General features: G+C 63.9%; 23 protein-coding genes. 7 read left to right on the top strand and 16 right to left on the bottom strand.

What is annotated here, in order from left to right; translation table 11 throughout:
• Window positions 1-33: 33 nt before the first annotated feature.
• From coaE to ABDB81_RS12420, 3 genes are all read left to right on the top strand, one after another.
• Entirely contained in the window at window positions 34-660 is a 627-nt protein-coding gene (coaE, locus tag ABDB81_RS12430; protein ID WP_137923360.1) for a dephospho-CoA kinase, read from the top strand.
• A gap of 261 nt (window positions 661-921) precedes the next feature.
• Window positions 922-1,680, top strand: coding sequence for a cell division protein ZapD (zapD, locus tag ABDB81_RS12425; RefSeq protein WP_137923361.1), 759 nt, complete (start codon window positions 922-924; stop codon window positions 1,678-1,680).
• Window positions 1,681-1,686: 6 nt separating this feature from the next.
• Window positions 1,687-1,875, top strand: a complete 189-nt coding sequence (locus tag ABDB81_RS12420) for a DNA gyrase inhibitor YacG (RefSeq protein ID WP_130389136.1) — start codon at window positions 1,687-1,689, stop codon at window positions 1,873-1,875.
• Between the two features lie 77 nt (window positions 1,876-1,952).
• On the opposite strand, the gene ABDB81_RS12415 is transcribed toward ABDB81_RS12420, so the two are convergent.
• The 5 genes from ABDB81_RS12415 to secA form a co-directional block, all read right to left on the bottom strand.
• Window positions 1,953-3,986, bottom strand: a complete 2,034-nt coding sequence (locus tag ABDB81_RS12415) for an oligopeptide transporter, OPT family (protein WP_346811341.1) — start codon at window positions 3,984-3,986, stop codon at window positions 1,953-1,955.
• A 167-nt stretch (window positions 3,987-4,153) separates the two neighbouring features.
• The gene (locus ABDB81_RS12410; protein WP_137923362.1) at window positions 4,154-4,594 is read right to left on the bottom strand and encodes an NUDIX domain-containing protein; all 441 of its coding nucleotides are present in this window, start codon (window positions 4,592-4,594) and stop codon (window positions 4,154-4,156) included.
• A gap of 6 nt (window positions 4,595-4,600) precedes the next feature.
• Entirely contained in the window at window positions 4,601-5,491 is an 891-nt protein-coding gene (locus tag ABDB81_RS12405) for an ATP-binding protein (RefSeq protein WP_137923363.1), read from the bottom strand.
• A gap of 42 nt (window positions 5,492-5,533) precedes the next feature.
• Window positions 5,534-6,760: a bifunctional glutamate N-acetyltransferase/amino-acid acetyltransferase ArgJ gene (argJ, locus tag ABDB81_RS12400; RefSeq protein ID WP_160472987.1), complete on the bottom strand. Its 1,227-nt coding sequence runs from the start codon at window positions 6,758-6,760 to the stop codon at window positions 5,534-5,536.
• A 148-nt stretch (window positions 6,761-6,908) separates the two neighbouring features.
• Window positions 6,909-9,701: a preprotein translocase subunit SecA gene (gene secA, locus ABDB81_RS12395; protein WP_137923365.1), complete on the bottom strand. Its 2,793-nt coding sequence runs from the start codon at window positions 9,699-9,701 to the stop codon at window positions 6,909-6,911.
• 272 nt (window positions 9,702-9,973) lie between these two features.
• On the opposite strand from secA, the gene ABDB81_RS12390 reads away from it, so the two are divergent.
• From ABDB81_RS12390 to ABDB81_RS12380, 3 genes are all read left to right on the top strand, one after another.
• The gene (locus ABDB81_RS12390) at window positions 9,974-10,477 is read left to right on the top strand and encodes a DciA family protein (RefSeq protein ID WP_160472989.1); all 504 of its coding nucleotides are present in this window, start codon (window positions 9,974-9,976) and stop codon (window positions 10,475-10,477) included.
• 169 nt (window positions 10,478-10,646) lie between these two features.
• Window positions 10,647-11,819, top strand: a complete 1,173-nt coding sequence (locus ABDB81_RS12385; protein ID WP_137923367.1) for a M20 aminoacylase family protein — start codon at window positions 10,647-10,649, stop codon at window positions 11,817-11,819.
• Window positions 11,820-11,852: 33 nt separating this feature from the next.
• Window positions 11,853-12,554: a hypothetical protein gene (locus ABDB81_RS12380; protein WP_137923368.1), complete on the top strand. Its 702-nt coding sequence runs from the start codon at window positions 11,853-11,855 to the stop codon at window positions 12,552-12,554.
• A gap of 76 nt (window positions 12,555-12,630) precedes the next feature.
• On the opposite strand, the gene lpxC is transcribed toward ABDB81_RS12380, so the two are convergent.
• From lpxC to ftsZ, 3 genes are all read right to left on the bottom strand, one after another.
• A complete protein-coding gene (gene lpxC, locus ABDB81_RS12375; protein ID WP_137923369.1) occupies window positions 12,631-13,548 on the bottom strand; it encodes a UDP-3-O-acyl-N-acetylglucosamine deacetylase in 918 nt (305 codons plus the stop codon).
• A 153-nt stretch (window positions 13,549-13,701) separates the two neighbouring features.
• Window positions 13,702-14,208, bottom strand: coding sequence for a peroxiredoxin (locus tag ABDB81_RS12370; RefSeq protein WP_137923370.1), 507 nt, complete (start codon window positions 14,206-14,208; stop codon window positions 13,702-13,704).
• A gap of 387 nt (window positions 14,209-14,595) precedes the next feature.
• Complete coding sequence (gene ftsZ, locus ABDB81_RS12365) at window positions 14,596-15,792, bottom strand: cell division protein FtsZ (protein ID WP_137923371.1); 1,197 nt, start codon at window positions 15,790-15,792, stop codon at window positions 14,596-14,598.
• Here ftsZ and ABDB81_RS12360 point away from each other — a divergent pair.
• On the top strand, window positions 15,779-15,958 hold the full coding sequence (locus tag ABDB81_RS12360) for a hypothetical protein (protein ID WP_346811337.1): 180 nt from the start codon (window positions 15,779-15,781) through the stop codon (window positions 15,956-15,958). The two genes, ftsZ and ABDB81_RS12360, sit on opposite strands and share 14 nt — an antisense overlap.
• Window positions 15,959-15,970: 12 nt before the next feature.
• Here ABDB81_RS12360 and ftsA read toward each other — a convergent pair whose 3' ends face one another.
• Genes ftsA through mraY form a run of 8 tightly spaced genes read right to left on the bottom strand, consistent with a single transcriptional unit; the run spans window position 15,971 to window position 25,578 of the window.
• Complete coding sequence (gene ftsA / locus ABDB81_RS12355; RefSeq protein ID WP_061955279.1) at window positions 15,971-17,203, bottom strand: cell division protein FtsA; 1,233 nt, start codon at window positions 17,201-17,203, stop codon at window positions 15,971-15,973.
• Complete coding sequence (locus ABDB81_RS12350; RefSeq protein WP_137923373.1) at window positions 17,200-18,108, bottom strand: cell division protein FtsQ/DivIB; 909 nt, start codon at window positions 18,106-18,108, stop codon at window positions 17,200-17,202. Before ABDB81_RS12350 ends, ftsA begins: the two co-directional genes overlap by 4 nt.
• Window positions 18,109-18,141: 33 nt before the next feature.
• On the bottom strand, window positions 18,142-19,125 hold the full coding sequence (locus tag ABDB81_RS12345; RefSeq protein WP_160472990.1) for a D-alanine--D-alanine ligase: 984 nt from the start codon (window positions 19,123-19,125) through the stop codon (window positions 18,142-18,144).
• Window positions 19,122-20,537, bottom strand: coding sequence for a UDP-N-acetylmuramate--L-alanine ligase (gene murC / locus ABDB81_RS12340; RefSeq protein ID WP_160472991.1), 1,416 nt, complete (start codon window positions 20,535-20,537; stop codon window positions 19,122-19,124). Before murC ends, ABDB81_RS12345 begins: the two co-directional genes overlap by 4 nt.
• Window positions 20,538-20,547: 10 nt before the next feature.
• Window positions 20,548-21,618 carry an undecaprenyldiphospho-muramoylpentapeptide beta-N-acetylglucosaminyltransferase gene (gene murG, locus ABDB81_RS12335; protein WP_346811335.1) on the bottom strand — a complete coding sequence of 357 codons (1,071 nt, stop codon included), beginning with the start codon at window positions 21,616-21,618 and terminating at the stop codon, window positions 20,548-20,550.
• Complete coding sequence (ftsW, locus tag ABDB81_RS12330) at window positions 21,615-22,856, bottom strand: putative lipid II flippase FtsW (protein ID WP_137923377.1); 1,242 nt, start codon at window positions 22,854-22,856, stop codon at window positions 21,615-21,617. Before ftsW ends, murG begins: the two co-directional genes overlap by 4 nt.
• Complete coding sequence (gene murD, locus ABDB81_RS12325; RefSeq protein WP_346811333.1) at window positions 22,853-24,367, bottom strand: UDP-N-acetylmuramoyl-L-alanine--D-glutamate ligase; 1,515 nt, start codon at window positions 24,365-24,367, stop codon at window positions 22,853-22,855. The genes ftsW and murD overlap by 4 nt, the downstream gene beginning before the upstream one ends.
• 41 nt (window positions 24,368-24,408) lie before the next feature.
• Window positions 24,409-25,578 carry a phospho-N-acetylmuramoyl-pentapeptide-transferase gene (gene mraY, locus ABDB81_RS12320; protein ID WP_137923379.1) on the bottom strand — a complete coding sequence of 390 codons (1,170 nt, stop codon included), beginning with the start codon at window positions 25,576-25,578 and terminating at the stop codon, window positions 24,409-24,411.
• Window positions 25,579-25,586: the final 8 nt, after the last annotated feature.

Here is a 25,586-nt window from a genome sequence, read left to right as displayed (position 1 = left end):
AGCGGCATCGCCACTGGAACGACTGTTGCCCCCATGCTGGAAATTGGCCTCACCGGCGGTATCGGCTCCGGCAAGACACGCGTCGCGGACATGTTCGCCGCACGCGGTGCCGCACTGATCGATACCGACCTGCTCGCCCACGAAATCACCGCCCCCGGCGGCCTGGCCATCGCCCCGCTCGTCGAAGCCTTTGGGCCGCGCTGCCTGCGAAGCGATGGCGCGATGGACCGCGATGCCATGCGCGCGCTGGTGTTTTCCGACCCTTCGGCCAAGGCCCGGCTTGAAGCCATCACCCATCCGCTGATCCGCCAACTGACAGAATCGCGCGCCGCCGCAATCCGCGCGGGCGGACAACACCCCTACCTGATTTACGTCGTGCCGCTGCTGGTGGAGTCAGGCACGTGGCGCGCCCGCGTGGGCCGTGTGCTGGTAGTGGATTGCCAGGAATCCACCCAGGAAGCCCGTGTCATGGCGCGCAACGGCTTCTCGCGCGAGCAGGTGCTGGCCATCATGAACCGGCAAGCCACGCGGACCGCTCGACTGGCGGTAGCCGACGACGTGATCGACAACGATGGCCCACCCGAAGCGCTGGCACCCCAGGTGGAAAGACTCGATGCGCTATATCGCTCGCTGTCGTCGTCTGCCCCCGCCTCCGCATAATTGGCTCGATTGCCGCACGATTGCACGCTCGCACGTCCCGCGTACGCCGCTTGAGCGAAATTCGAGGCCGATTCAGTTTGTCCTCGCGCCGTGACTCGCATAGAATGCGCTGAAACATGCTGGCAAATGTGTGCTGCGTGACGACTTTCGGCACAATTGCCGATCACGGGTCAGGCCACAGCCGGCAACGGGCAGCACGTAACGCCCCCGACTGAAACGAACCGCCCGAATGGCCAATCGGCGCGTAGCACGGATACCGACTTGATCCTGTACGAATATCCTTTCAACGAACGCATCAGGACACTCCTGCGCCTGGAGGACCTGTTCGATCGGCTGGATTATTTCCTCGGGCAGGAACATCCGCTGCAGCATCACGTTGCCATCACCACGATCTTCGAGATCATCGATGTGGCGGGCCGAGCCGACCTCAAGACCGATCTGATCAAGGAGCTGGAGCGTCAGCGTCAGGCGCTTGCGCCGCTGCGTGCCAATCCACAGATCGATCAGGACGCGCTGGTTTCCGTCATTACCGAAATCGAACAGGGCATCGCCGCGCTGAACCAGACCGTCGGCAAGGCGGGCCAGCTACTGACCGACAACGAGTGGCTGACCAGTATTCGCAGCCGCGCGATCATTCCGGGCGGCACCTGCGAATTCGATCTCCCGGCCTACTACGCGTGGCAGCACCGGCCTTCCGAAGACCGCCGCGCCGACATTCTCAAATGGGCACGCCCGCTGGCCTCGCTGCGCATGGGTGCCACGATGGTGCTGCGCCTGCTGCGCGAGTCGGGCCAGAGCGGCAAGGTGATCGCCACCGGCGGCAGCTACCAGCAAATGCTCTCCGGCCGCAGCTACCAATTGATGCAGGTGTACCTGGACGAGTCACTGCTGGCCTTCATCCCCGAGATGAGCGCCAACAAGTACATGCTCTGGGTCCGCTTCACGCAGCAGGACGGCGACATGCGCCCGCGCTCGGTGGACGCCGATATCCCCTTCCTGCTCAAACTCTGCAATTTCTGAAGTCCCATGCCTGCCGTCGTCAAATGCCCCACCTGTGCCAAGGACGTGGTCTGGGCACCCGAGAACAAGTTTCGCCCGTTCTGCTCCGAACGCTGCAAGCAAATCGACCTGGGCGCCTGGGCGTCCGAGAAGTACGTGATCGAAGGCAAGCCCGCCGATGCGTCGCCGGAATTGCCTGAGGATAAGGACGACTAGTTCTTGCTGATCCCCTGGTTTTCTCCCCTTTCCCGCTTGCGGGAGAGGGGAGAAAACCAAGCGGCGGTTTTAAGCTATCACCGCGCCGCCAGCACCCTCCTCCAGAACCCCACGCACACCAGCACGAACACTGCCAGTCCCAGCCACTGCGCAGTACCGGCAAACCCCTCGCCGACCAGTGCCAGAGGCGCCTCCTTGCCTGACAGCCCGATCACCGCTGCCAGCGCCACGCCGATCAGGCTCTCGCCCACGATCAGTCCCGATGCCAGCAGCGTGCCGCGCCGCTCGGCATGATCGAGCACCGTCTTGACATCGTCGCCACGTGCCTCGGCGCGGCGGCGCTCCACTCTCAGCAAGGCCCATGACAATATGGCGCCGACGACCAGTGCCGAACTGATGGTGGGGGGCAGGTAGATGCCGATGCCTACCGCCAGCACGGGAAGCCGCGCCACGCCGCCACGACGGCGCAGCATTTCGTCGATGGCGATCAGCACGACGCCCAGCGCGATGCCAATCAGGATCATCGTCCAGTTCAACTGGTGCGTGAAAATGCCGGTGGCGATGGCCGTCATCAGCGTGGCCTGCGGGGCGGCCAGCGCATGGTTGGGGTCCATGTCTGCACGCGGCAACGCGCCCGCGAAACCATAGGCGTGGTAGAGCAGATCCAGCACCGGAGGAATGACCGCCGCGCCGACTGCACAGCCGATCAGCAGTGCCACCTGCTGCCGCCACGGCGTGGCGCCGACCAGCCATCCGGTCTTCAGATCCTGCAGGTTGTCGTTGGAGATCGACGCTACGGCTACCACGGCCGACGTGGTGAAGATGGCCAGCGCAATCGCAAACTTGCCGCCCTCCGGGGTATCCAGCAGCCCGTCGAGCGTGCCAAGGCCGAGGATCAGCAGCGACACCAGGATCACCGCGATGATGCCAATGCCTGAAATCGGACTCGCGGAGGATCCGACGAGGCCAGCCATATAGCCGCACGCCGCCGCTACCAGAAAGCCGAACACGAACGCGAACAACACCGCGCATCCCACCAGTTTCCATGTTGCCGCGCGGTCCAGCGGCGCCGGCGCCATGAAGTGTCCGAACGTGGCGGCCAGCACCGCGAGCAGCACGACCATTAGCAGGCCGATCCAGATCACCGGCATGTCGCGCTGCGTGCGAGGCAGCTCGCCGCCTTCCCCGGCACCACCTTGACCGCGGATGGCACCCATCGACGCGCGCACACCTTCGACCATAGGCTTGAACAGCGTAGCCAATGTCCAGATGGCGGCGATGCCAATAGTCCCGGCGCCTATGAAACGGGCCTGAGAACTCCAGACCGAGGTCCCAAAGCTCTGCAACGTGGCGCCCGCCGGCATCGGCGTGATGGCCGTCAGCCACGGCACCGCCACGCCCCAGGTCAGAACCAGACCCAGCAGCATCGCCAGGCCACCGACGATGCCAACCAGATAGCCCGCCCCGACCAACGCCAGCGAGAACCCCATCGACAGCCGCACCACCGACGCGCCCGCTGCAAACCAGGCGTTCGCACCTTCGGCCAGCACGCGCAATCCGCCCGCCGCGAAGCTGAACAGACCGGCCGCCACACCGCCCGCCAGCAGGTCGGCCAGGCCCGTAGCCTGCTTCGCGCCCGAGGCATCCTGTCCCGCGCTGCCAACGCGCAGGATTTCCGCCGCCGCCACACCTTCCGGATACGGCAGGTCGCTCTGCACAACCATTGCATGCCGTAGCGGAATGCTGAAGATAACCCCGAGCATGCCGCCCGCCGCGCAGATGGCGAGCGTCTGCCAGAACGGAAAGCCCTGCCAGTGCCCAAGCATCACCAGTCCGGGCAGGATAAAAATGATCGACGACAGCGTGCCCGCAGCAGATGCCTGCGTCTGCACCATGTTGTTTTCGAGGATGTTCGCGCCCGGGAACAGGCGCAGGACGGCCATCGAGATCACGGCGGCGGGAATGGCCGATGAGAACGTCAGCCCCACCTTGAGGCCCAGGTAGATATTCGACGCGGTGAAGACTACCGTGATCAAGGCACCAAGGATGATGCCGCGTAAAGTCAGTTCGGGCAGCGAGACAGCGTCATCGATACGATCGACACGTTGCATGGAGCCTCCTGAGATTGTGTTGTTGGGTTGTTGGTTGATGGGTGTGAGCCTTGTAGGCTAGCCCTCGCGCGCGCCTCTCTTTCTCCCCTCTCCCGCAAGCGTGAGAGGGGAGCAAACACACGCCAAAAAGAGAAAACCCGGCAATCAGCCGGGTCTCCATCACAACATTAGCCGCGCGACTCTTCCGCCAGCCATTCGACCACCGGGATCGTCGCTGGCAGTAGCGGCCCGACTTCCACGGGCACTGACTGCCAGGAGAACGCCTGACCCTCGCGTCCCACCGGCTCGCCGCGCCAGTCGGTGATCTTGCAGAAATACAGCCGCACATAGGCATGCGGGTAGTCATGTTCCAGCGTGTGCCAGTGTTCGCTGCGCAGGATATCGAGACCGAGTTCCTCGTGTAGTTCCCGCGCCAACGCCGCCTCGACGGTTTCCCCCGGTTCAAGCTTGCCGCCCGGGAATTCCCAGTAGCCTTCGTACGGCTTGCCCGCAGGCCGTTGGGCCAGCAGGAAGCGGCCGTCCGGCTGGATCATCACACCGACGGCCACCTCGGTGACCTTGCGGGTCTGCCCGTCGGACGTCGTCACGGTTTCCTCCTGACCACTCATGCTCGGTTATTCCTTGTCCGCGACGAACGGCTTGCCGTGCTTGCCGCCCCAGTCGCGCGCGAACTGCCACGCCACCCGGCCCGAACGAGAACCGCGCTCGAGCGCCCAGACCAGCGCATCGCCGCGTGCCGCCTCGATATCGGCCGCACTGCAGCCGAAGTGCGACAACCAGTGCCCGACGATAGCCAGGTATTCGTCCTGCTTGGGTGGATAGAACGACAGCCACAGCCCGAAGCGCTCGGACAACGAGATCTTTTCCTCCACCACCTCGCCCGGATGGATTTCTCCATCGGACGTGTGCTGGTAGGTCTCGTTGTCTTTCATGTACTCGGGCAGCAGGTGGCGACGGTTCGACGTGGCGTAGATCAGCACGTTGTCCGATTGCGCGGCCACCGATCCGTCAAGCGCCGACTTCAGCGACTTGTAGCCCGACTCGCCGTCCTCGAACGACAAGTCGTCGCAGAACACGACGAAGCATTCAGGCCGCGTGGCCAGCTTCTCCACGATATCGCCCAGGTCGCCCAGATCGTCCTTGTCCACTTCCACCAGCCGCAGGCCATCCTGCACGAATTCGTTCAGGCAGGCCTTGATCAGCGAAGACTTGCCAGTCCCGCGCGCGCCGGTCAGCAGCACGTTGTTGGCCGGCAAATGCTTCACGAACTGGCGCGTGTTGGCCACGATGGCATCCTTCTGACGATCGATGTTCTTTAGATCGGTCAGATGAATCGGCGGCAACTGGCGGATGGCCTGCAGATAGCCGATGTTGCCAAAGAGGCTTTGCCGCTTGCGCCACCGGAACGCTACCGCCTCCTTCCAGTCCGCGTCGGTCAGTTCCGGCGGCAACCATTGTTCAAGACGGGCGAGAAAACTGTCGAGGCGTGTAGCGAGGTCGGACATGGGGGCGATGGCTCTGATGCTGAAACTTGAAGTTTTAGGATTTCAGGAACGGTAGTCGGCGTTGATCGACACGTAGTCGTGCGACAGATCGCACGTCCATACAGTCGCTTCCGCATTGCCACGACCCAGTGCGATGCGCACCGTGATCTCGGCCTGCTTCATCACGCGCTGGCCGTCTTCCTCGCGATACTCGGCATTGCGGCCGCCATCGCGGGCCACCCAGACGTCGTCCAGCCACAGGTTGACGCGATCCACGTCGAGGTCATCCACGCCGGCGTATCCCACTGCGGCAAGGATGCGGCCCAGGTTGGGGTCCGACGCGTAGAAGGCCGTCTTCACCAGCGGGGAATGGGCCACGGCATAGGCGATCTGGCGGCATTCCGCCACGTTCTTGCCGCCTTCCACGCGAATCGTCATCAGCTTCGTGGCGCCTTCGCCATCGCGCACGATCATCTGGGCGAGTTCCTGCGCCAGCGAGGTCACGGCATCGCGCAACGCTTCGAAAGCGACACCCTCGGCGCTGTTCACCGTGGCGCCGGATTTGCCCGATGCGATCAGCACGAAGGAATCATTGGTCGAGGTATCGCCGTCAATCGTGATGCTGTTGAACGAGTGATCGGCGGCGTGCGACACGAGCTTCTGGAGCACAGGCTGCGATACGGCGGCATCCATGGCGATAAAACCCAGCATCGTCGCCATATTCGGGCGGATCATGCCCGCGCCCTTGCTGATGCCCGACATCGTCACGGTCTTGCCGTCGATCTCCACCGTCCGCGAAGCCGCCTTCGGCTGCGTGTCGGTGGTCATAATCGACTCGGCAGCAGCCAGCCAGTTGTCTGCGCGCGCGTTGGCGATGGCCGCCGGTAGCGCGGCGGTCAAGCGATCCACCGGCAGTTGTTCAAGGATCACGCCGGTCGAGAACGGCAGCACCTGACTGGCGGCGATGCCGAGTTGCCTTGCCAACGCCTCGCACGTGGCGCGTGCGGCGGCCAGTCCCGGCTCACCCGTGCCGGCGTTGGCATTGCCCGTGTTCACCACCAGGGCGCGGATGCCCGCGCCGCCCGTCAGGTGCTCCCGGCAGACCTGAACCGGTGCTGCGCAGAAACGGTTTTGGGTAAACACGCCGGCAACGGTGCTGCCCTCGGCAACTTTCACCACCAGCACGTCCTTGCGGTTGGCCTTGCGGATGCCACCTTCGGCCCAGCCGAGTTCGACACCAGCGACGGATTTCAGGTTTTCTGCCTGCGGCAGTGGCAAGTTCACGGGCATTTGCGTTCCTCTACGGACTTTTACGACTACTCGGTCTATCTGACGAACATGCCCGCTTGAACGCGAGTCCAAGCGGGCATGTTCTTGTTCTATCGCGAAGCGCGGCGCGAAGTCTCCTTCGCGTCGGCGCCTGCAGCGGCGGCTGGCTTCAGCTCAGCTTGCCGTGGCACTGCTTGAACTTCTTGCCCGAGCCGCACGGGCACGGGTCGTTACGGCCAACCTTGGGCATGCCCGCGAGCGCCACGTCGTCGCCCCCCATGGCCGCGGCAGCCGCCATGGCAGTCCCGCTGCGTGCCGAAGCCTGCTCGACCGGGTCGGCACTGCCGGCGAAGTCGTCATGCTTGTACTGCACGTTCTCGAGGTGCGACAAGCCCTCTTCGATCTGCTCCGATGCCTGCTCCAGCTGCTCAGGCGACTGGATCTGCACGTTGAACACCACGCGCGTGACTTCGCTCTTGATGACGTCCAGCAGGCGGGCGAACAGTTCGAACGACTCGCGCTTGTACTCCTGCTTCGGATCCTTCTGAGCGTAGCCGCGCAGGTGAATACCCTGGCGCAGGTGGTCCAGCGCGGCCAGATGCTCGCGCCAGTGCGTGTCGATGCTCTGCAGCATGACCGAACGCTCGAAGCCGGCGAACGACTCGCGTCCCACCTGAGCAATCTTGGCGTCATACGTTTCGCGGGCAGTCTTCAGGACGATGTTCAGCAGTTCTTCGTCCTCGATGCTCTGCGCGGCTTCCACGGTCTTGGCCAGCGGGACGTCGAGGTTCCAATCCTCGCGCAAACGCTGCTCCAGGCCCGCGATATCCCACTGTTCTTCCATGCTCTCGGCCGGCACGTAGTCGCGGAACAGTTCCACGAGCACGCTCTCGCGCAGGTTGGCCACCATGTCGCCAACGTCCTGCGACTCCAGCACGTCGTTACGCAGCTTGTAGATTTCCTTGCGCTGGTCGTTGGCAACGTCGTCGTACTGCAGCAGTTGCTTGCGGATGTCAAAGTTGCGGCCTTCCACCTTGCGCTGCGCCGATTCGATCGAGCGCGTGACGATACCGGCTTCGATCGGCTCGCCTTCAGGCATCTTCAGGCGCTCCATGATCGCGCGGACGCGGTCACCGGCGAAGATGCGCAGTAGCTGGTCGTCCAGCGACAGGTAGAAGCGCGAGGAACCCGGGTCGCCCTGGCGACCGGCTCGGCCACGCAGCTGATTGTCGATCCGGCGCGACTCGTGGCGCTCGGTGCCCACGATATGCAGGCCGCCAGCAGCCTTGACCTGTTCGTGCAGCGATTGCCATTCGTCCTTGAGCTGCGCGATCTTCTGCGCCTTCTCGGCGTCCGACAGGCTCGCATCGGCCTCGATGAACCCTGACTGCTTTTCGACGTTGCCGCCCAGCACGATGTCCGTACCCCGACCGGCCATGTTCGTGGCGATCGTAATCATCTTCGGACGACCCGCCTGCGCCACGATCTCAGCCTCACGTTCGTGCTGCTTGGCGTTCAGCACCTGGTGAGGCAGTTTTTCCTTGTTCAGCAGGTCTGACAGATACTCGGACGTTTCGATCGACGTCGTGCCCACCAGCACCGGCTGGCCGCGCTCGAAGCAGTCGCGGATATCGCGCACCACCGCGTCGTAGCGCTCCTTCGATGTCTTGTAGATCTGGTCCTGCAAATCCTGGCGCTGCGCCGGGCGGTTGGTCGGGATCACGACCACTTCCAGGCCATAGATTTCCTGGAATTCGTAAGCTTCGGTGTCGGCCGTGCCGGTCATGCCGGCCAGCTTCTCGTACATCCGGAAATAGTTCTGGAACGTGATCGTCGCCAGCGTCTGGTTTTCCTGCTGGATCGACACGCCTTCCTTGGCTTCCACGGCCTGGTGCAGGCCATCGGACCAGCGGCGCCCCGTCATCAGGCGGCCCGTGAACTCGTCGACGATGATGACTTCATCGTTCTGCACCACGTAGTGCTGGTCACGATGGAACAGGCTCTGCGCGCGCAGGGCGGCGTACAGGTGGTGCATCAACGTGATGTTCTGTGGCGCGTAGAGCGATTCGCCCTCGCCGATCAGGCCCTGTGCAGCCAGGATCTGCTCCGCCTTTTCGTGGCCAGCCTCGGTCAGGTAGACCTGATGGCCCTTCTCGTCCACGTAGTAGTCGCCCGGTTTTTCCACGCCCGTGCCATCGGACTTTTCCTCGCCGATCTGGCGCTCCAGCAGCTTGGGAATGCCATTCATGCGCTGGTAGAGATCGGTCTGGTTCTCGGCCTGGCCCGAGATGATCAGCGGCGTGCGCGCTTCGTCGATCAGGATCGAGTCCACTTCGTCGACGATGGCGTAGTGCAGCGGCCGCTGTACCCGCTGCGACGGGTCATAGACCATGTTGTCGCGCAGGTAGTCGAAGCCGAATTCGTTGTTGGTGCCGTAAGTGATGTCGGCGTTGTACGCCACCTGCTTCTGATCGTGCGGCATCTGCGACAGGTTCACCCCTACCGACAGGCCCAGGAAGTTATACAGGCGTCCCATCCACTCGGCATCGCGCTGGGCCAGGTAGTCGTTCACGGTGACGACGTGCACGCCCTTGCCGGTCAACGCATTCAGGTACACGGCCAGGGTGGCGGTCAGCGTCTTGCCTTCGCCGGTGCGCATTTCCGCGATCTTGTTGTCGTTCAGGACCATGCCGCCGATCATCTGCATGTCGAAGTGGCGCATCTTCATGACGCGCTTGCTGGCTTCGCGGCAGACGGCAAAGGCCTCGGGCAACAGGGATTCCAGCGACTCGCCACCGGCATGGCGCTGCCGGAAGATCTCGGTCATGCCACGCAGTTCGTCGTCCGACAGCGACTCGAACTTCGGTTCGAGCGCATTGATCTGTGCCACCGTGCGGCGATATTGCTTGATCAGCCGCTCATTGCGGCTGCCGAAGACTTTCTTGAGAAGGCCCGTGATCATCGAGTGCTTTCACCTGCGCGAGCAACCGGCAGGAACCAGGTCGACCGAGCGCGAGGAATGAGTAGATTGGCGCGAAACGCCGAGTTTATCATGTGCCGATGTCCTGACCCGGCGTATTGCCAGCGCAGATTCTGCACAGTTACAACGGCTCTGGCGTAGTTCGGAACCCGGTCCCGGACTACGCCAGCAGGTTGGGACTGACGCGGTGACTTCAATGTTCCGTCCACGGGTCTGATAGGTGCTCCCCGGGTATTGCGCGCTAGAATGCGCGCATGCGCATGTTCACCCACCACGCCCTGCAGACCCCTGCCGCCAAGCCCCTGCAAGACTGGCTGGCCAAGTCCGGGCCGGTTTCCACGCTGATGCAGACCGCCCGGCAACTGGCCCTGCTGGAGGCGGAGGTTTTTGGGCTGCTCCCGCCCGGCATGCGGGCCGGTATCGCCGTGGCCGGTGTGAAGTTCGACAATCGGGGACCGCAAGCGGAGCACACGCTCCTGCTGCTGGCAGCCCATGGCGCGGCTGCGGCCCGCGTCCGCCAAGTGGTGCCGACGCTACTCTCGAGACTGCAGCAACGTGGCTCCCAGGTCACCGCAATCCGGGTACGCGTACAACCCGAAGTCGGACGTGGCGACTGGGACACTGGGCCGGTCGAGCGCAAGCCGCGCGGCGCCAATCTGCCGGAACTCGGTCTGCGCAGCATGGATGCACTGGCGCGCGATCTCGAGGATTCTCCACTCAAGGACGCCGTGCAGGCGTTGCTGGCACGCCACCGCTGAGTCTGCCGCCTGCGTTTGGAGCAGGCTGGAATTGACGCATCTCGCTATCCCGCAGAACGACCACCGCTGAAACGGCGACGGTTGACCACGAACAAGGAAGCGCCTCCCTGATCACCGCATTCTTTTCCCGGCCAACCCTTAACTTTTTGCCGGAATCAGGAGAGCGATCATGTATCAGGGCATTCTTCAAGCCATCACCGAAAGCGCGGATCGTTTCATCGAGATCCGGCGCCAGATCCATCAATTCCCGGAGGTCGGTTTTACCGAAACCAGAACGGGCGACCTGGTAGCGGAAATGCTGAAAGGCTGGGGCTACGAGGTCTCTCGCGGCATGGCCAAGACCGGCGTGGTCGGAACGTTGAAGGTGGGTAGCGGCAAAAAGCGGGTCGGCATTCGCGCAGATATGGACGCCCTGCCGATGGCCGAGACCAGCGGAAAAGCGTGGAGCAGCACGGTTCCAGGGAAATTCCACGGCTGCGGGCACGACGGGCATACGGCAATTCTTCTATGCGCCGCCGAGTATCTCGCCAGAACCAGAAATTTCGACGGCACCTTGCACCTGATTTTCCAGCCGGCCGAAGAACTGCTCTACGGCGGGAAGGTCATGGTCGACGATGGCTTGTTCAGGGAATTTCCCTGCGACGCCATTTTCGCCATGCACAACATGCCGGGATTCAAGGAGTGCGAGTTCTATTTCCGCGAAGGCGCATTCATGGCGTCGTCCGATACCTTGCACATCGAAATCCATGGCGTGGGCGGGCACGGTGCCATTCCTGAAAAGGCCATCGACGCCACGCTCGTCGCCTGCCACATTGGCACGGCGCTGCAAACCATCGTGTCGCGCAGTGTCTCGCCGTTCGAAGCTGCGGTGATCACCATCGGCAGTATCCAATCCGGCGAGGCCCCGAACATCATCAACAGCAAGGCGCTGATGAAGCTTAGTGTGCGCTCCCTGAATCCCGCCGTCCGCGCGGTGCTGCTGAAGCGTATCGGAGAAGTGGCGCAGATGCAGGCGCAGAGTTTCGGCGCTACCGCCGAAGTGATGCACGTCAACGGCAGTCCGGTGCTGATCAATGGCAGCGAGGCCACCGATTTTGCCGCCCGGGTAGCGCGCGACATGTTCGGGGCAGAGCGGGTGCACACCGACGCGCCGCAACTGCCGGGCAGCGAAGACTTTGCCTTCATGCTCGAGGCCAATCCCAATGGCAGCTACATGCTAATCGGCGCCGGTGACGAGCCGGGCTACTGCATGGTCCACAACCCGGGCTACGACTTCAACGACAAATGCCTGGTTCCCGCCGCCGCCTATTGGTGCGCCATCACCGAAGCCTACCTGAAGTAGTCCGGGCCTTCATATGACCACAGGGAGCCACTCATGAAAATGCAGGACCTGGCGCTGCTAGCCCTGCTTGGGCTGATCATGCTGCCCTTTGTCGCCTCATCGGCATTGCTCGACGCCTACAAAGGCTTCAATGCCGAACACGGCATGGTGATGGCATTCATCAAGTTCGGTGTCCTGGCAACACTGGGGGAAGTGATCGGGCAGCGCATCCGGACCGGCGGCTACCGGCTGGCACGCTTTGGTGTTCTGCCGAAGATGGTGGTGTGGGGGATTCTCGGCCTGTTCATCAGCATCGCGTTCAAGGTCTTTGCCATCGGCTCGCCGTATTGCGCCGAGTACTTGGGACTGGATGGCGTCGTCGCCGCCATGAACGGCGGATTCTCGATGCTGAAACTGGCGGGCGCGCTCACCATCAGCGCCCTGATGAACCTGATCTTCTCGCCGGTCATGATGACCGCGCACAAGGTTACGGACATGCATATCGCCCGTCATCAGGGATCGCTGCGCGCGCTGTGCCGGCCCATCGCCGTCGCAGAACATCTGAAGGCGATGGACTGGCAGACGCAGTGGGGATTCGTGTTCAAGAAGACGATTCCGCTCTTCTGGCTCCCGGCTCATGGACTGACCTTCCTGCTGCCGCCGGATTCGCAGATCCTGTTCGCGGCATTGCTCGGTGTCGCACTCGGCATCGTCCTGGCCATTGCAGGTCCCAAGCCGGCGACTGCGCAAGCCTGAGCAAAAGGAATGGCATGAAAAAAACCCCGCGCTCTTGCGAACGCGGGGTTTTTTTTCGATTTAACCGGGCTGGCCGTCAGGCAAATGCCGGCTGGGCCTGCGGCAGGAAGGCCACTGGGGCTTCCTCGATCTTGTCGAACGTCACGAATTCGTAGGCTTCCTGATCGGCCAGCAATGCGCGCAGGAGCTGGTTGTTCAGGCCGTGGCCGGACTTGTGTGCCACGTACGAACCGATCAGCGGATGGCCCACCACGTACAGGTCACCGATCGCATCGAGGATCTTGTGGCGCACGAACTCGTCGCCGTAACGCAGTTCCTCGTTATTGAGCATGCGGTGCTCGTCCAGCACGATGGCGTTGTCCAGGCTGCCGCCACGGGCCAGGCCCATTTCGCGCAAAGCTTCCACCTCATGGGCGAATCCAAACGTGCGTGCACGGGCAATTTCACGGACGTAACTCGTATCGGCGAAATCGATCGTGAAAGTCTGGCCAGTCTTGTCGACGGCCGGATGGCGGAAGTCGATGGTGAAGGCCAGCTTGAAGCCGAAGAATGGTTCCAGACGTGCGAGCTTGTCGCCCTCACGCACTTCTACGGCTTTCTTGACGCGGATGAAACGCTTGGCGGCGGGCTGCTCTTCAATACCCGCCGACTGCAGCAGGAATACGAAGGATGCGGCGCTGCCATCCATGATCGGGATTTCCTCGGCGTCGACATCCACATAGAGATTGTCGATACCCAGGCCGGCGCAGGCCGACATCAGATGCTCGACCGTCGAGACGCGCGCGCCGTCCTTCTGCAATACCGACGCCAGGCGAGTATCGCCAATAGCGGACGCCGCCACGGGAATCTCCACGGCTTCGGGAAGATCGACGCGAGTGAAAACGATGCCGGCATCGGCGGGAGCAGGCCTCAAGGTCAGCGTCACTTTGCGGCCCGAGTGCAAACCAATGCCAACCGTCTTCACCAGGGATTTGATAGTGCGCTGTTTGAGCATGACGGCCTCAACTATTATTAAAAGCTATTGGGCGGAAATTCTAATAAGGCGATGCTACCACCAACCGGTATACTGCGCTGCACCAAACTGTTTCCGCCTGTTAGACATGTAAGTAAAGCGACCAATAAGGCACTTCATGACGGAGCTTTCGTATCAGTCGCGCAACGCTGCAAGCACCGCTTCAGCGCTGCTGACCTGGAATGCGCCAGGTTCCTCGACGAACAGGTGCGTCACCGCGCCGTCGTCGATGACCATGGCGTAGCGCTTCGCCCGGACACCCAGACCACGCTGGCTCAGGTCCTGGTCGAGGCCGAGTGCCTTCGCCCACTGGGCGGCGCCGTCGGCCATCATGCGCACCTTGTCGCCGGCGTGCTGCTCCCGGCCCCACGCGCCCATCACGAAAGCGTCGTTGACCGAATGGCACCAGACCTCATCCACGCCTGCGGCACGCAGATCGTCGATCAGTTGAACGTAGCCCGGCACATGCTTGGCCGAGCAGGTCGGCGTGAACGCGCCGGGCAGGCCGAACACCACGATCTTCTTGCCCTTGACGAGTTCGGTCACCTGGAAAGCGTTGGGACCGAGGGCGCAGCCACCCGATTCCGTTTCGAAGAATTCGTACAGCGTTGCGTCCGGGACGCGCTGGCCAACTGCGATCATGGAATTGTGCCCTCTTGGTGGAAACCCTGCCTGCATCATAGAGACTGACATCACCGCGACCAAGCACGGTTTACGTCAGGTGCGGCAGGCATTACATGCGATAGAAACGCCGCGCGGCGCGTCTTCTGGACGCGCCGCGCGGACGAGTACATCCCGCCGCCGGAGGCGGGAGATGAGTCCGGGGAGGCGGCCGATGGCCCGCCTGTCCCGGCAACGGGATGCGATGGACGACATGGGGCGCGGGCGCGGCACAGCCGGGCGCCCTGACGGGTATCGCGTCAGTCCAGGCAATCGCCGAGCGGATAGGGAGCGCTCGCGCGACGCGTAAAGGACCAAGGACCACCTGCCAGGCGCACGGCTGTTACCGCTGCCCTGCCGGAGCCCAACTCAGTCTGCCTGCTTGCGCAGGAAGGCCGGGATGTCGTACGTATCCACACCCTTTTCCTGCAGTGCCGCCACGTGAGCCGATGCGGACTCACGCGAGCTGCGCCACACGGCGGGCGTATCCAGGTTGCTGTAGTCCGGCGCGGCGTGCGCGTGCGACGTGGCGGCGGTCATGCCCGACATCATCTGCACCGGCATGTTGTCCGTACCGGTCTTCAGCAGCGTCATCGGCTGCTGCTTCTTGGCCGAACGGCCCAGGCCCGTTGCCACCACGGTCACGCGCAGTGCGTCGCCCATCGCGTCGTCGTACACCGTACCGAAAATCACGGTCGCATCTTCCGCGGCATAGCTGCGGATCGTGTTCATGACTTCCTTGGTTTCCGACAGCTTCAGCGAGCGGCTGGCCGTGATGTTGACCAGCACGCCACGCGCGCCGGACAGATCCACGCCTTCCAGCAGCGGGCTGGCCACAGCCTGCTCGGCAGCCAGGCGGGCGCGGTCCACGCCAGACACGGTTGCCGTGCCCATCATGGCCTTGCCTTGTTCGCCCATCACCGTCTTCACGTCTTCAAAGTCGACGTTCACCAGACCATCGACATTGATGATTTCAGCGATGCCAGCCACAGCGTTGTGCAGCACGTCATCGGCGCACTGGAAGCACTTGTCCATCTCGGCGTCGTCGCCCATGACTTCGAAGAGCTTTTCGTTGAGCACGACGATCAGCGAATCCACCGACGATTCCAGCTCGCCCGAACCATGTTCGGCCACCTTGGCGCGGCGGGCGCCTTCGAAGTCGAACGGCTTGCTGACCACGCCCACGGTCAGGATGCCCATTTCCTTGGCCACCTGTGCCACGATCGGCGCGGCACCGGTACCGGTACCGCCACCCATGCCGGCAGTGATGAAGACCATGTGTGCGCCACGCAGCGAATCAGCGATCTGCTCGCGCGCCTGTTCTGCGCAGTTGCGGCCCACCTCAGGCTTGGCGCCGGCGCCCAGCCCCGTATTGCCGAGTTGCAGCACGCGCGATGCGCTGGAGCGCTTCAGAGCCTGGGCATCCGTGTTCATGCAGATGAATTCCACGCCCTGCACACCACGGCTGATCATGTGCTGCACGGCGTTGCCGCCCGCACCGCCCACGCCCACCACCTTGATGATGGTGCCGTCCTGAATCTCCGTTTCGATCATGTCAAAGTCCATCACTGCCTCCGAGAAAAATCAGTCCCCAAACGCTGCAGCCTCCCCGCCGCAACCCTTGGCTCCTGAACAAGAAACCATCAAAAACTGCCTGGCCAATATGGCCGGTGAAACGTCTGACCTGCTCTTCGTGCCGCGATCCGGGATCTCGGCACTGAATCTTTCCTGACACGCGACGGCTTCAGAAGTTGCCGACGAACCATTCCTTCATGCGTGTCCACACCTGCTTGACCTGTCCGCTCTGCACCGCCACCTTGCGCCCGCGCATGCGCTGCACGCAGCCTTCCTGCAGTAGCCCCATCACGGTCGAATAACGCGGGCTCTTCACCACCTCGTGCAGGTTGCCGCGATACTCGGGCACACCCACGCGCACGGGCTTCAGGAAGATGTCCTCGCCCAGTTCGACCATGCCCGGCATCATCGCCGTGCCGCCGGTGATCACCACGCCCGACGACAGCAGTTCCTCGTAGCCCGACTCGCGCACCACCTGATGCACCAGCGAATAGAGTTCCTCGATGCGCGGCTCGATCACCGCCGCCAGCGCCTGCCGGCTCAGCGTGCGGGTCCCGCGATCGCCAACACCAGGCACTTCGATCATGTCTTCCGGATCGGCAATCGCCTGCTTGGCAATGCCGTACTGCATCTTGATATCCTCGGCATCGGGCGTCGGCGTACGCAGCGCCATCGCGATGTCGTTGGTGATCTGGTCACCGGCGATGGGAATCACCGCCGTATGGCGGATCGCGCCTTCGCTGAAGATCGCGATGTCCGTCGTGCCACCGCCGATATCGACCAGCACCACGCCCAGTTCCTTCTCGTCCTCTGTCAGCACGGCCAGGCTCGACGCCAGCGGCTGCAGGATCAGGTCATGCACTTCCAGCCCGCAGCGGCGCACGCACTTGACGATGTTCTGCGCCGCGCTGACCGCGCCGGTCACGATATGCACCTTTACTTCCAGGCGGATGCCGCTCATCCCGATAGGCTCGCGCACATCTTCCTGGCCGTCGATGATGAACTCCTGCGTCAGGATGTGCAGGATCTGCTGGTCGGTCGGGATATTGACCGCCTTGGCCGTCTCGATCACGCGGGCCACGTCCGTCTGCGTGACCTCCTTGTCCTTGATCGCCACCATGCCGCTGGAGTTGAAGCTGCGGATATGGCTGCCGGCGATACCGGTGAACACCTCGGCAATCTTGCAGTCGGCCATCAGCTCGGCCTCCTCCAGCGCGCGCTGGATCGACTGCACGGTGGCTTCGATGTTGACCACGACCCCCTTCTTCAGACCCTTGGACTCGGACTGACCCATCCCGATGACCTCGTAGCTGCCGTCGGGGCGCAGTTCCGCCACCACGGCCGCCACCTTCGAGGTGCCGATGTCGAGACCGACCAGTAGGTCCTTGTATTCCTTGCTCATCGACTTTTCTCCGCGTTCTTGCTCTTGAGTCGCGTCGGATTGTTATTGGTATTACCGGCCGAAGCCGCCTGGGGCGCCGCCGCCGTGCCTGTGGCCGCCGCCTTCGCCGCTGCCTTGGCTGCCGCGGCGGCCTGGGCATCGGTCAGGAAGCGCACGCTGGCCGCGCGGATCGCAAAACCATTGGGGTAGCGCAGGTCGGCATACTCGATCTGCTTGCCCCACTGCTCCGTCAACTGCGGCCACGAGGCCACGAAGCGCTTCACCCGCGCCTCCATGGCAGCGCGGTCTTCATCGTTCTGCTCGCGGCCGAGTTCGACCACCATGCCGTTGGACAGCTTCGCGCGCCACGCGTAGCGGCCCGACAGCGCCACCGCCAGCGGCTCGGCCTTCATCGGCCGGAACCACTCGCGCATGATTTCCAGCTTTTCCACTACGTCTTCCTCGCTGTCCTGCGGGCCATCCAGCGCCAGCAGTTGCGCATCCTCTTCGGCCTCGGCCGTGTTGGCCACGAACACCTCGCCGTAGGTGTTGATCAGCCGGCCGCTGTCCGGGCTGCCCCACGTGCCCAGCGCCTCGTGCTCTTCCACCTGCACCGCCAACCCGTTCGGCCATTCGCGCCGTACGCTGGCGTGGCGCACCCAGGGCACCGACTCGAACGCCTGGCGGGCCGCGTTCAGGTCCAGCGTGAAGAAATTGCCCGTCAGCTTGCCCAGCGCGTTGGCGCGCACGCTCGGCGCGTTCACGTGTCGCAGCTGACCACCTTCCATCGAGGTCAGCTCCACATGCGTGATGCCGAACACGGGCCGCTGCGCCAACCACAGCAACCCCGCGCCAAGCGCCATGAGCGCCACCAGCGCGTAGAGCGCTGAGGCGATCAGGTTGAGCAGGCGCGCGTTATGCCACATGGTTGGTCGGGTCTTCGGGTCGTCGTTTCAGGGTTACTCGGGCTTCCAATGCTCGTTCGGATGCAGATCCAGCGTGGCCATCGCCAGCACCTGCATCACGAAATCCTCGTAGCTGATGCCCTGCGCGCGCGCCGCCATCGGCACGAGCGAATGGCCGGTCATGCCAGGCGAGGTATTCATTTCGAGCAGGTACGGCTTGCCGTCGCGCGTCAACATCACGTCCGCGCGGGCCCAGCCTCGGCAACCCAGTACGCGGAATGCTTCGACGGCCAGCGCGCGGACTTCGTTCTCCAGCGCTTCAGGCAAAGTCGAGGGGCACAGGTATTGGGTATCGTCAGTAAAGTACTTATTTTGATAGTCGTAGTTCGACTCAGGCGCAACAATCTTGATAACTGGCAGCGCCGCGGCGCTCGCGCCCTCGCCCACGACCGGGCAAGTCAGCTCCGCGCCGTCGATGAAGGACTCGGCGATGACGTCGTTATCCAAGTCGGCGGCCTTCTGGAACGCGGCCTGCATCTGGTCGGCGGCGGTCACCTTGGTCAGGCCGATCGACGAACCTTCGCGTGCCGGCTTGACGATCAGCGGCAGGCCCAGGTCACGCACCACGGCGTCGAAATCTGTGTTCGCGTCCAGCATCGCAAAGCGCGGCGTCGCCAGGCCGTGGGTCATCCACAGCCGCTTGGTCGCCTGCTTGTCCATCGCCAGCGCCGAGGCCAGCACGCCGCTACCGGTGTAGGGCACGCCCAGTTGTTCGAGCAGGCCCTGCATCGTGCCGTCCTCGCCGTAGCGGCCATGCAGGGCGATGAAGACGCGGTCGAACTTGGCTGCAGCGAGCTCCGCCACGGACTGCAAGGCGGGATCGAACGCGTGCGCGTCCACGCCACGGGACTTCAGCGCGGCCAGCACGCCGTTGCCGGACATCAGCGAGATCTCGCGCTCGGCGGACTTGCCGCCCAGCAGCACGCCAACCTTGCCCAGCGATTTCGGATCGATGTTGGGATGGGCCACGAAGCTCATTGCTGGCCTCCCGTCTGGTGCGACACCAGTTGTCCCGGTACGGCGCCGATCGAGCCGGCACCCATTGTCACGACCACATCGCCAGGTCGCACGGCATTCAGGATCGACTGGGACATATCCTCGATCTGTTCCACAAAAACGGGTTCCACCTTGTTTGCCACGCGCAACGCGCGGGTCATGGCGCGGCCATCGGCGGCCACGATTGGTGCCTCGCCAGCGGCATAGACTTCCGCCAGCAGCAGCGCATCCACGGTGCCGAGCACCTTCACGAAGTCCTCGAAGCAGTCGCGCGTCCGGGTAAAGCGGTGCGGCTGGAAGGCCAGCACCAGCCGGCGGCCCGGGAACGCGCCGCGTGCGGCGGCCAGCGTGGCGGCCATTTCCACCGGGTGGTGGCCGTAGTCGTCCACCAGCGTGAACGTGCCGACGCCGTCGGGCGTCGCCACTTCACCATATCGCTGGAAGCGGCGACCCACGCCATGGAACTCGCGCAGCGCCTTGACGATGGCGGCGTCGGGCACCTCCAGTTCGGTGGCGATGGCGATGGCGGCCAGTGCGTTCTGCACGTTGTGGTCGCCCGGTAGGTTCAGCACGATATCCAGCGGCGGCTCGGCGTGGCCGTTCAACTGGCGCAGCACCGTGAAATGCATCTGGCCATCCACGGCGCGCGCGTTGATGGCACGGATCTGGGCGTCCTCGGCAAAGCCGTAGCGGACCACGGGCTTGGACACGAACGGCAGGATCTCGCGCACGTTCGGATCATCGACGCATACCACGGCGATGCCGTAGAACGGCAGTCGCTGCGTGAACTCCACGAACGCCTGCTTGAGCCGGGCAAAGTCATGCCCGTAGGTGTCCATGTGGTCGGCGTCGATGTTGGTGATGACTTCCATCACCGGGAACAGGTTCAGGAACGACGCGTCCGACTCATCGGCCTCGGCCACGATGAAATCACCGGTGCCCAGCCGCGCGTTGGCGCCAGCCGAATTCAGCCGGCCGCCAATCACGAACGTCGGGTCCAGCCCGCCTTCGGCCAGCACCGAGGCCACGAGGCTGGTCGTGGTCGTCTTGCCGTGCGTGCCGGCGATGGCTACGCCCTGCTTCAGGCGCATCAGTTCGGCCAGCATCACCGCGCGCGGCACCACCGGGATGCGCTTGGCGCGGGCGGCCAGGACTTCGGGATTTTCATTGGCCACCGCGGTGGATACCACCACGGCGTTGGCGCCTTCCACGTTCGCGGCATCATGGCCGTGGCAAACGCGTGCGCCGAGCGAGGCCAGGCGCCGCGTGGCAGCATTGCTGCCCACATCGGAGCCCGAGACCTTGTAGCCCAGGTTCAGCAGGACCTCCGCGATGCCGCTCATGCCGACGCCACCGATGCCTACGAAGTGGATGTTCTTGACGATATGCTTCATGGAATTCGTTTCACTTTTCGCCCGCCGCCTGCCGGCAGATCTCGGCTACGCGCCGGGTTGCCTCAGGTTTGGCCAGGCTGCGCGCCGCGCGCGCCATGTCCTTCAGTTGCTCGCGCGTCAGGCTGGCAATGGTTTTCGCCAGTCCTTCCGCGCCCAGTTCGTTCTGTTGCACCAGCAACGCCGCGCCCTGCTTCGACAGGAACATCGCGTTGGTGGTCTGATGGTCGTCCACCGCGTGCGGGAAGGGCACGAACAGCGCGGCCACCCCAGCGGCCGCCACTTCCGAAACCGTCATCGCGCCCGCGCGGCAGATAACCAGGTCGGCATCGGCATACGCCGCCGCCATGTCGTCGATGAATGGCACGGTCTCGCCGGCCACGCCCGCTGCCGCGTAGTTCGCGCGGAGCTGGTCAATCTGTTTCGCGCCGGCCTGATGCTTGACCGTGGGCCGGGTGGCCTCGGGCAACAGCGCCAGCGCCTTCGGCACGACGTCGTTGAGCGCGGCCGCGCCAAGGCTGCCGCCCACCACGAGGATGCGCAGCGGCCCGGTGCGGTGGTCATAGCGCGACTCGGGCGCCGGGATGGTCGCCAGTTCCGCGCGCACGGGGTTGCCGGTCCACTCGCTGTCCGGCAGTGCATCCGGGAACGCGCACAGCACGCGGTCGGCCACCTTCGCCAGTACCTTGTTGGTCAGCCCTGCAATCGAGTTCTGCTCATGCAGCACCAGCGGCCGGCCCAGCAGCGACGCCATCATCCCCGCCGGGAACGTGATGTAGCCACCCATGCCGAGCACCACATCCGGCTTCACCCGGCGCAGCGCGCCGATGCTCTGCCAGAACGCGCGCAGCAGGTTCAGCGGCAACATGAACTTGGTCACCAGGCCCTTGCCGCGCAGTCCGCCGAACTGGATAAACTCCATCGGGATGTCGTGCTTCGGCACCAGCGTGGCTTCCATGCCCGTGCGATTACCCAGCCAGACCACGCGCCAGCCCTCGTCACGCAATGCATGCGCGACCGCCAGCCCGGGGAACACGTGTCCTCCGGTGCCGCCAGCCATGACGAGAAGGGTGCGCGCTGTCATACCTTCCCTCCGCGCATCAACACTCGATTTTCATAATCGATCCGCAGTACGATCGCCAACGCCACGCAGTTCATCAAAATGCCCGAGCCGCCGTAGCTCACCAGCGGCAACGTCAGCCCCTTGGTCGGCAGCAGGCCCAGGTTCACGCCCATGTTGATGAACGTCTGCCAGCCGATCCACACGCCCATGCCCTTGGCTACCAACCCAGCGAAGGTGCGGTCGAGTTGCAGTGCGGTGCGGCCGATGTTGAAGCAGCGGCGCACCAGCCAGTAGAACAGCACAATCATCACCAGCACGCCGATGAAGCCGAACTCCTCACCGATCACAGCCAGGATGAAGTCGGTATGCGCTTCGGGCAGGTAGTGCAGCTTCTCGATGCTGCCACCCAGGCCCACGCCCGTCCATTCGCCGCGCCCGAAGGCGATCAGGGAGTGCGTGAGCTGGTATGCCTTGCCCAGTGCATTGCTCTCTTCCCACGGATTCAGGTACGCAAAAATCCGTTCGCGCCGCCATGGCGATGCCGTGATCAGCAGGCCGAACGCGCCCACCGCCACGCCCACCAGCCCGGCGAACAGCTTGCCGTTGATACCACCCAGGAACAGAATGCCCATGGCCACGGCCGCGATCACAAGGAACGCGCCCATGTCTGGCTCCAGCAGCAGCAGCATGCCCACCACCACCACGGCCACGCCCATCGGCAGGAAGCCCTTGGCGACGGTTTGCATCCACTCCTGCTTGCGCACCGTGTAGTTGGCGGCGTACAGCACCACGGCCAGCTTCATCAATTCGGAGGGCTGGAAGTTCATCACGCCGAGCGGAATCCAGCGCCGCGCACCGTTCACGCCCTTGCCGACGAATGGCACCAGCACGATCACCAGCAGTGCCAGCGCGATCAGGAACAGCTTCGGGGCGTACTTGTCCCAGACCTTCACTGGAATCTGGAATGCCACGAGCCCCATCGACAGGCCGACAAACAACGCAAACGCGTGGCGCGTCAGGAAATGCACCTCGCGGTAGTTGGCGTAGCGCGGCGAATCGGGCAGCGCAATCGACGCCGAATAGACCATCACGAGGCCGAACGTCAGCAGCACGATCGCCACCCACAGCAAGGGCTGGTCGTACTCCATCATGCGCGAACGGGTCGGCTTGACGCCCGAGACCGCGTCACGCAGCCCACCCCAGGCATTGCCGATGGTGGCGCCGATGAATCCGCTGCGCTTGACCTGCGACTCGCTCATGGCATGATCCCCCGGGACAAGGCCAGTTCTTCCACGGCGCCGCGGAACACCTGCGCGCGGTGGACGTAATTGCGGAACATGTCGAGGCTGGCGCATGCCGGTGACAGCAGCACGACATCGCCTGACTCCGCCAGCGCTGCCGACTTCTCCACGGCGTCTTCCAGCGAAGCAGCGTCGACGATCTCCGCTCCGGTGCCCAGTGCCTCGCGGATCGCCCCGGCATCCTTGCCGATCAGCACCACCGCCCGCGCGTACTGCGCCACCGGCGCGGCCAGCGGCGAAAAATCCTGCCCCTTGCCTTCACCGCCGGCGATCAGCACCACGCGCTTGTCCAGCCCGTTCAGCGCGGCCACCGTGGCACCCACGTTCGTTCCCTTGCTGTCGTCGAAATATTCGACTTCGTCGATCGTCGCCACCCATTCCACGCGATGCGGCTCGCCGCGATACTCGCGCAGTCCATGCAGCAGCGCATTCAACGGCAGGTCGATTGCGCGGCACAGGGCCAGCGCGGCCATAGCATTGGTGGCGTTGTGCATGCCGCGGATGTGCAGCGCGTCCGCCGGCATCAGGCGCTTGTGACGCACCGGCACGGCGGCTTCTGCCACCTCGTCCTTCTTGCGGCGGCGCGGCTTCTGCTCGCTCTCCGCTTCGGGATCGGGCTCGGCCACGGCCACGGCCAGCCACGGCATGCCGCCATCGCGCAGCACGCCATAGCTGCCAGCCACTTCGGGCAGGTCGGTGCCGAACGTCACCAGTGACGCCCCGGCACGGGCCATGTCCATCGTCAGCCTGTCCTGGCGATTCAGCACCTGCACGCAACCCTTGTCGGCCGGGCCGAAGATGCGCGCCTTGGATGCGACATAGGCTTCCATCGAGCCGTGCCAGTCCAGGTGATCCTGTGTGAGGTTCAGCACAGTCGCCGCATGGGGCGCCAGGGAATATGTGGTCTCAAGCTGGAAGCTCGACAGTTCCAGCACCCAGACATCAGGCAGCGTAGCGCTGGCAATGCATGCCGAGAGCTTGTCCAGCGCCGACGGGCTGATGTTGCCGGCCACGCCGACGGTCTTGCCCGCCCGTTCGGCCAGCCGGCCAGTCAATGCAGTCGTCGTGGTCTTGCCGTTGGTGCCGGTGATCGCCAGCACCTTCGGAGCGTAACCCGACGTGGCTTCGAGATAACCGAGCGCCTGCGCGAACAGTTCGATCTCTCCCCAGACCGGAATGCCACGCGCCTGCGCGGCCTCGATCAGCGCGCGGGTGTCCGCCTCCAGCGGCGACAGCCCCGGGCTGATTGCCACGAGGCCGATGTTGTCGAGCAGCGCTTCGGCGAACTGCCCGCCGACGAACTGCGCCGACGGCAGTTCCGATTGCAGCGGGGACAGGTTGGCGGGCGCCTCGCGCGTGTCGGCCACGCGCACGCGGCAGCCGTTCAGGCCGCACCAGCGTGCCATGGCCAGCCCCGATTCACCGAGGCCCAGTACCAGCACTTGAGGTTTTTGCAACGCGCCAAACACTTCGATTTCCTGCCTTTATCTATATAGAGAGACGAATGCGCTCAGCGCAGCTTCAGCGACGACAGCCCGATCAGCACCAGCAGCATCGTGATGATCCAGAACCGCACGGTCACCTGCGTTTCCTTCCAGCCGCCCAGTTCGAAATGGTGGTGCAGCGGCGCCATGCGGAACAGGCGCCGGCCTTCGCCATAGCGCTTCTTCGTGAACTTGAACCACGTGACCTGCAGCATCACCGACAGCGTTTCCACCACGAAGATCCCGCCCATCACGAACAACACGATTTCCTGGCGCACGATCACGGCGATGGTGCCCAGCGCGCCGCCCAGCGCCAGCGCGCCAACGTCACCCATGAACACCCGTGCCGGGTGCGCGTTGAACCAGAGGAACGCCAGCCCCGCGCCGGCCATGGCCGAGCAGAAGATCAGCAGTTCGCCAGCCCCCGGGATGTGCGGGAACAGCAGGTACTTGCTGTAGACCGAGCTACCCATCACATAGGCGAACACGCCCAGGCCACCGCCCACCAGCACCACCGGCATGATGACCAGGCCGTCCAGGCCATCGGTCAGGTTCACGGCATTGCTCGATCCCACGATGACCAGGTAGGTCAGGATGATGAAACCCGTGACGCCCAGCGGGTAGCTGATTTCCTTGAAGAACGGAACGATCAGGTTGGTCTTGTACGGCACGTCGGCAAACATGCCGCCTTCGATCCAGCCCAGGAACAGGCTCCAGACGCGCACGTTGCTGGCCTCGGACACCGAGAACGCCAGATAGACGGCCGCGACGAGTCCGATCAGCGTCTGCCAGAAAAACTTCTCGCGGCTCGACATGCCACGCGGATCGCGATAGACCACCTTGCGATAGTCATCTACCCAACCCACGGCGCCATAACCGATCGTCACCAGCAGCACCACCCAGATGAAGCGGTTGCCCCAGTCGCACCAGAGCAGCGTGGAGATGGCGATCGAGATCAGCACCAGCACGCCGCCCATCGTGGGCGTGCCCGCCTTCACGAGGTGCGTCTGCGGGCCAATCGTGCGCACGGCCTGGCCGATCTTCAGTTCGGTGAGGCGACGAATCACCCACGGCCCGAAACCGAGGCCGATCACAAGCGCGGTGAGGTTGGCCATCACCGCGCGGAAAGTCAGATAGTTGACGACCCGCAGGAAGCTGTAATCGTTTTGCAGCCACTGGGCCAGAGCCAATAACATCGTATGTC

Source organism: Cupriavidus sp. DL-D2, from assembly GCF_039710735.1.
Lineage (GTDB): Bacteria > Pseudomonadota > Gammaproteobacteria > Burkholderiales > Burkholderiaceae > Cupriavidus.
Note: the sequence above shows the minus strand (reverse complement) of the source record. Positions and strands in the feature narration are given on the sequence as shown.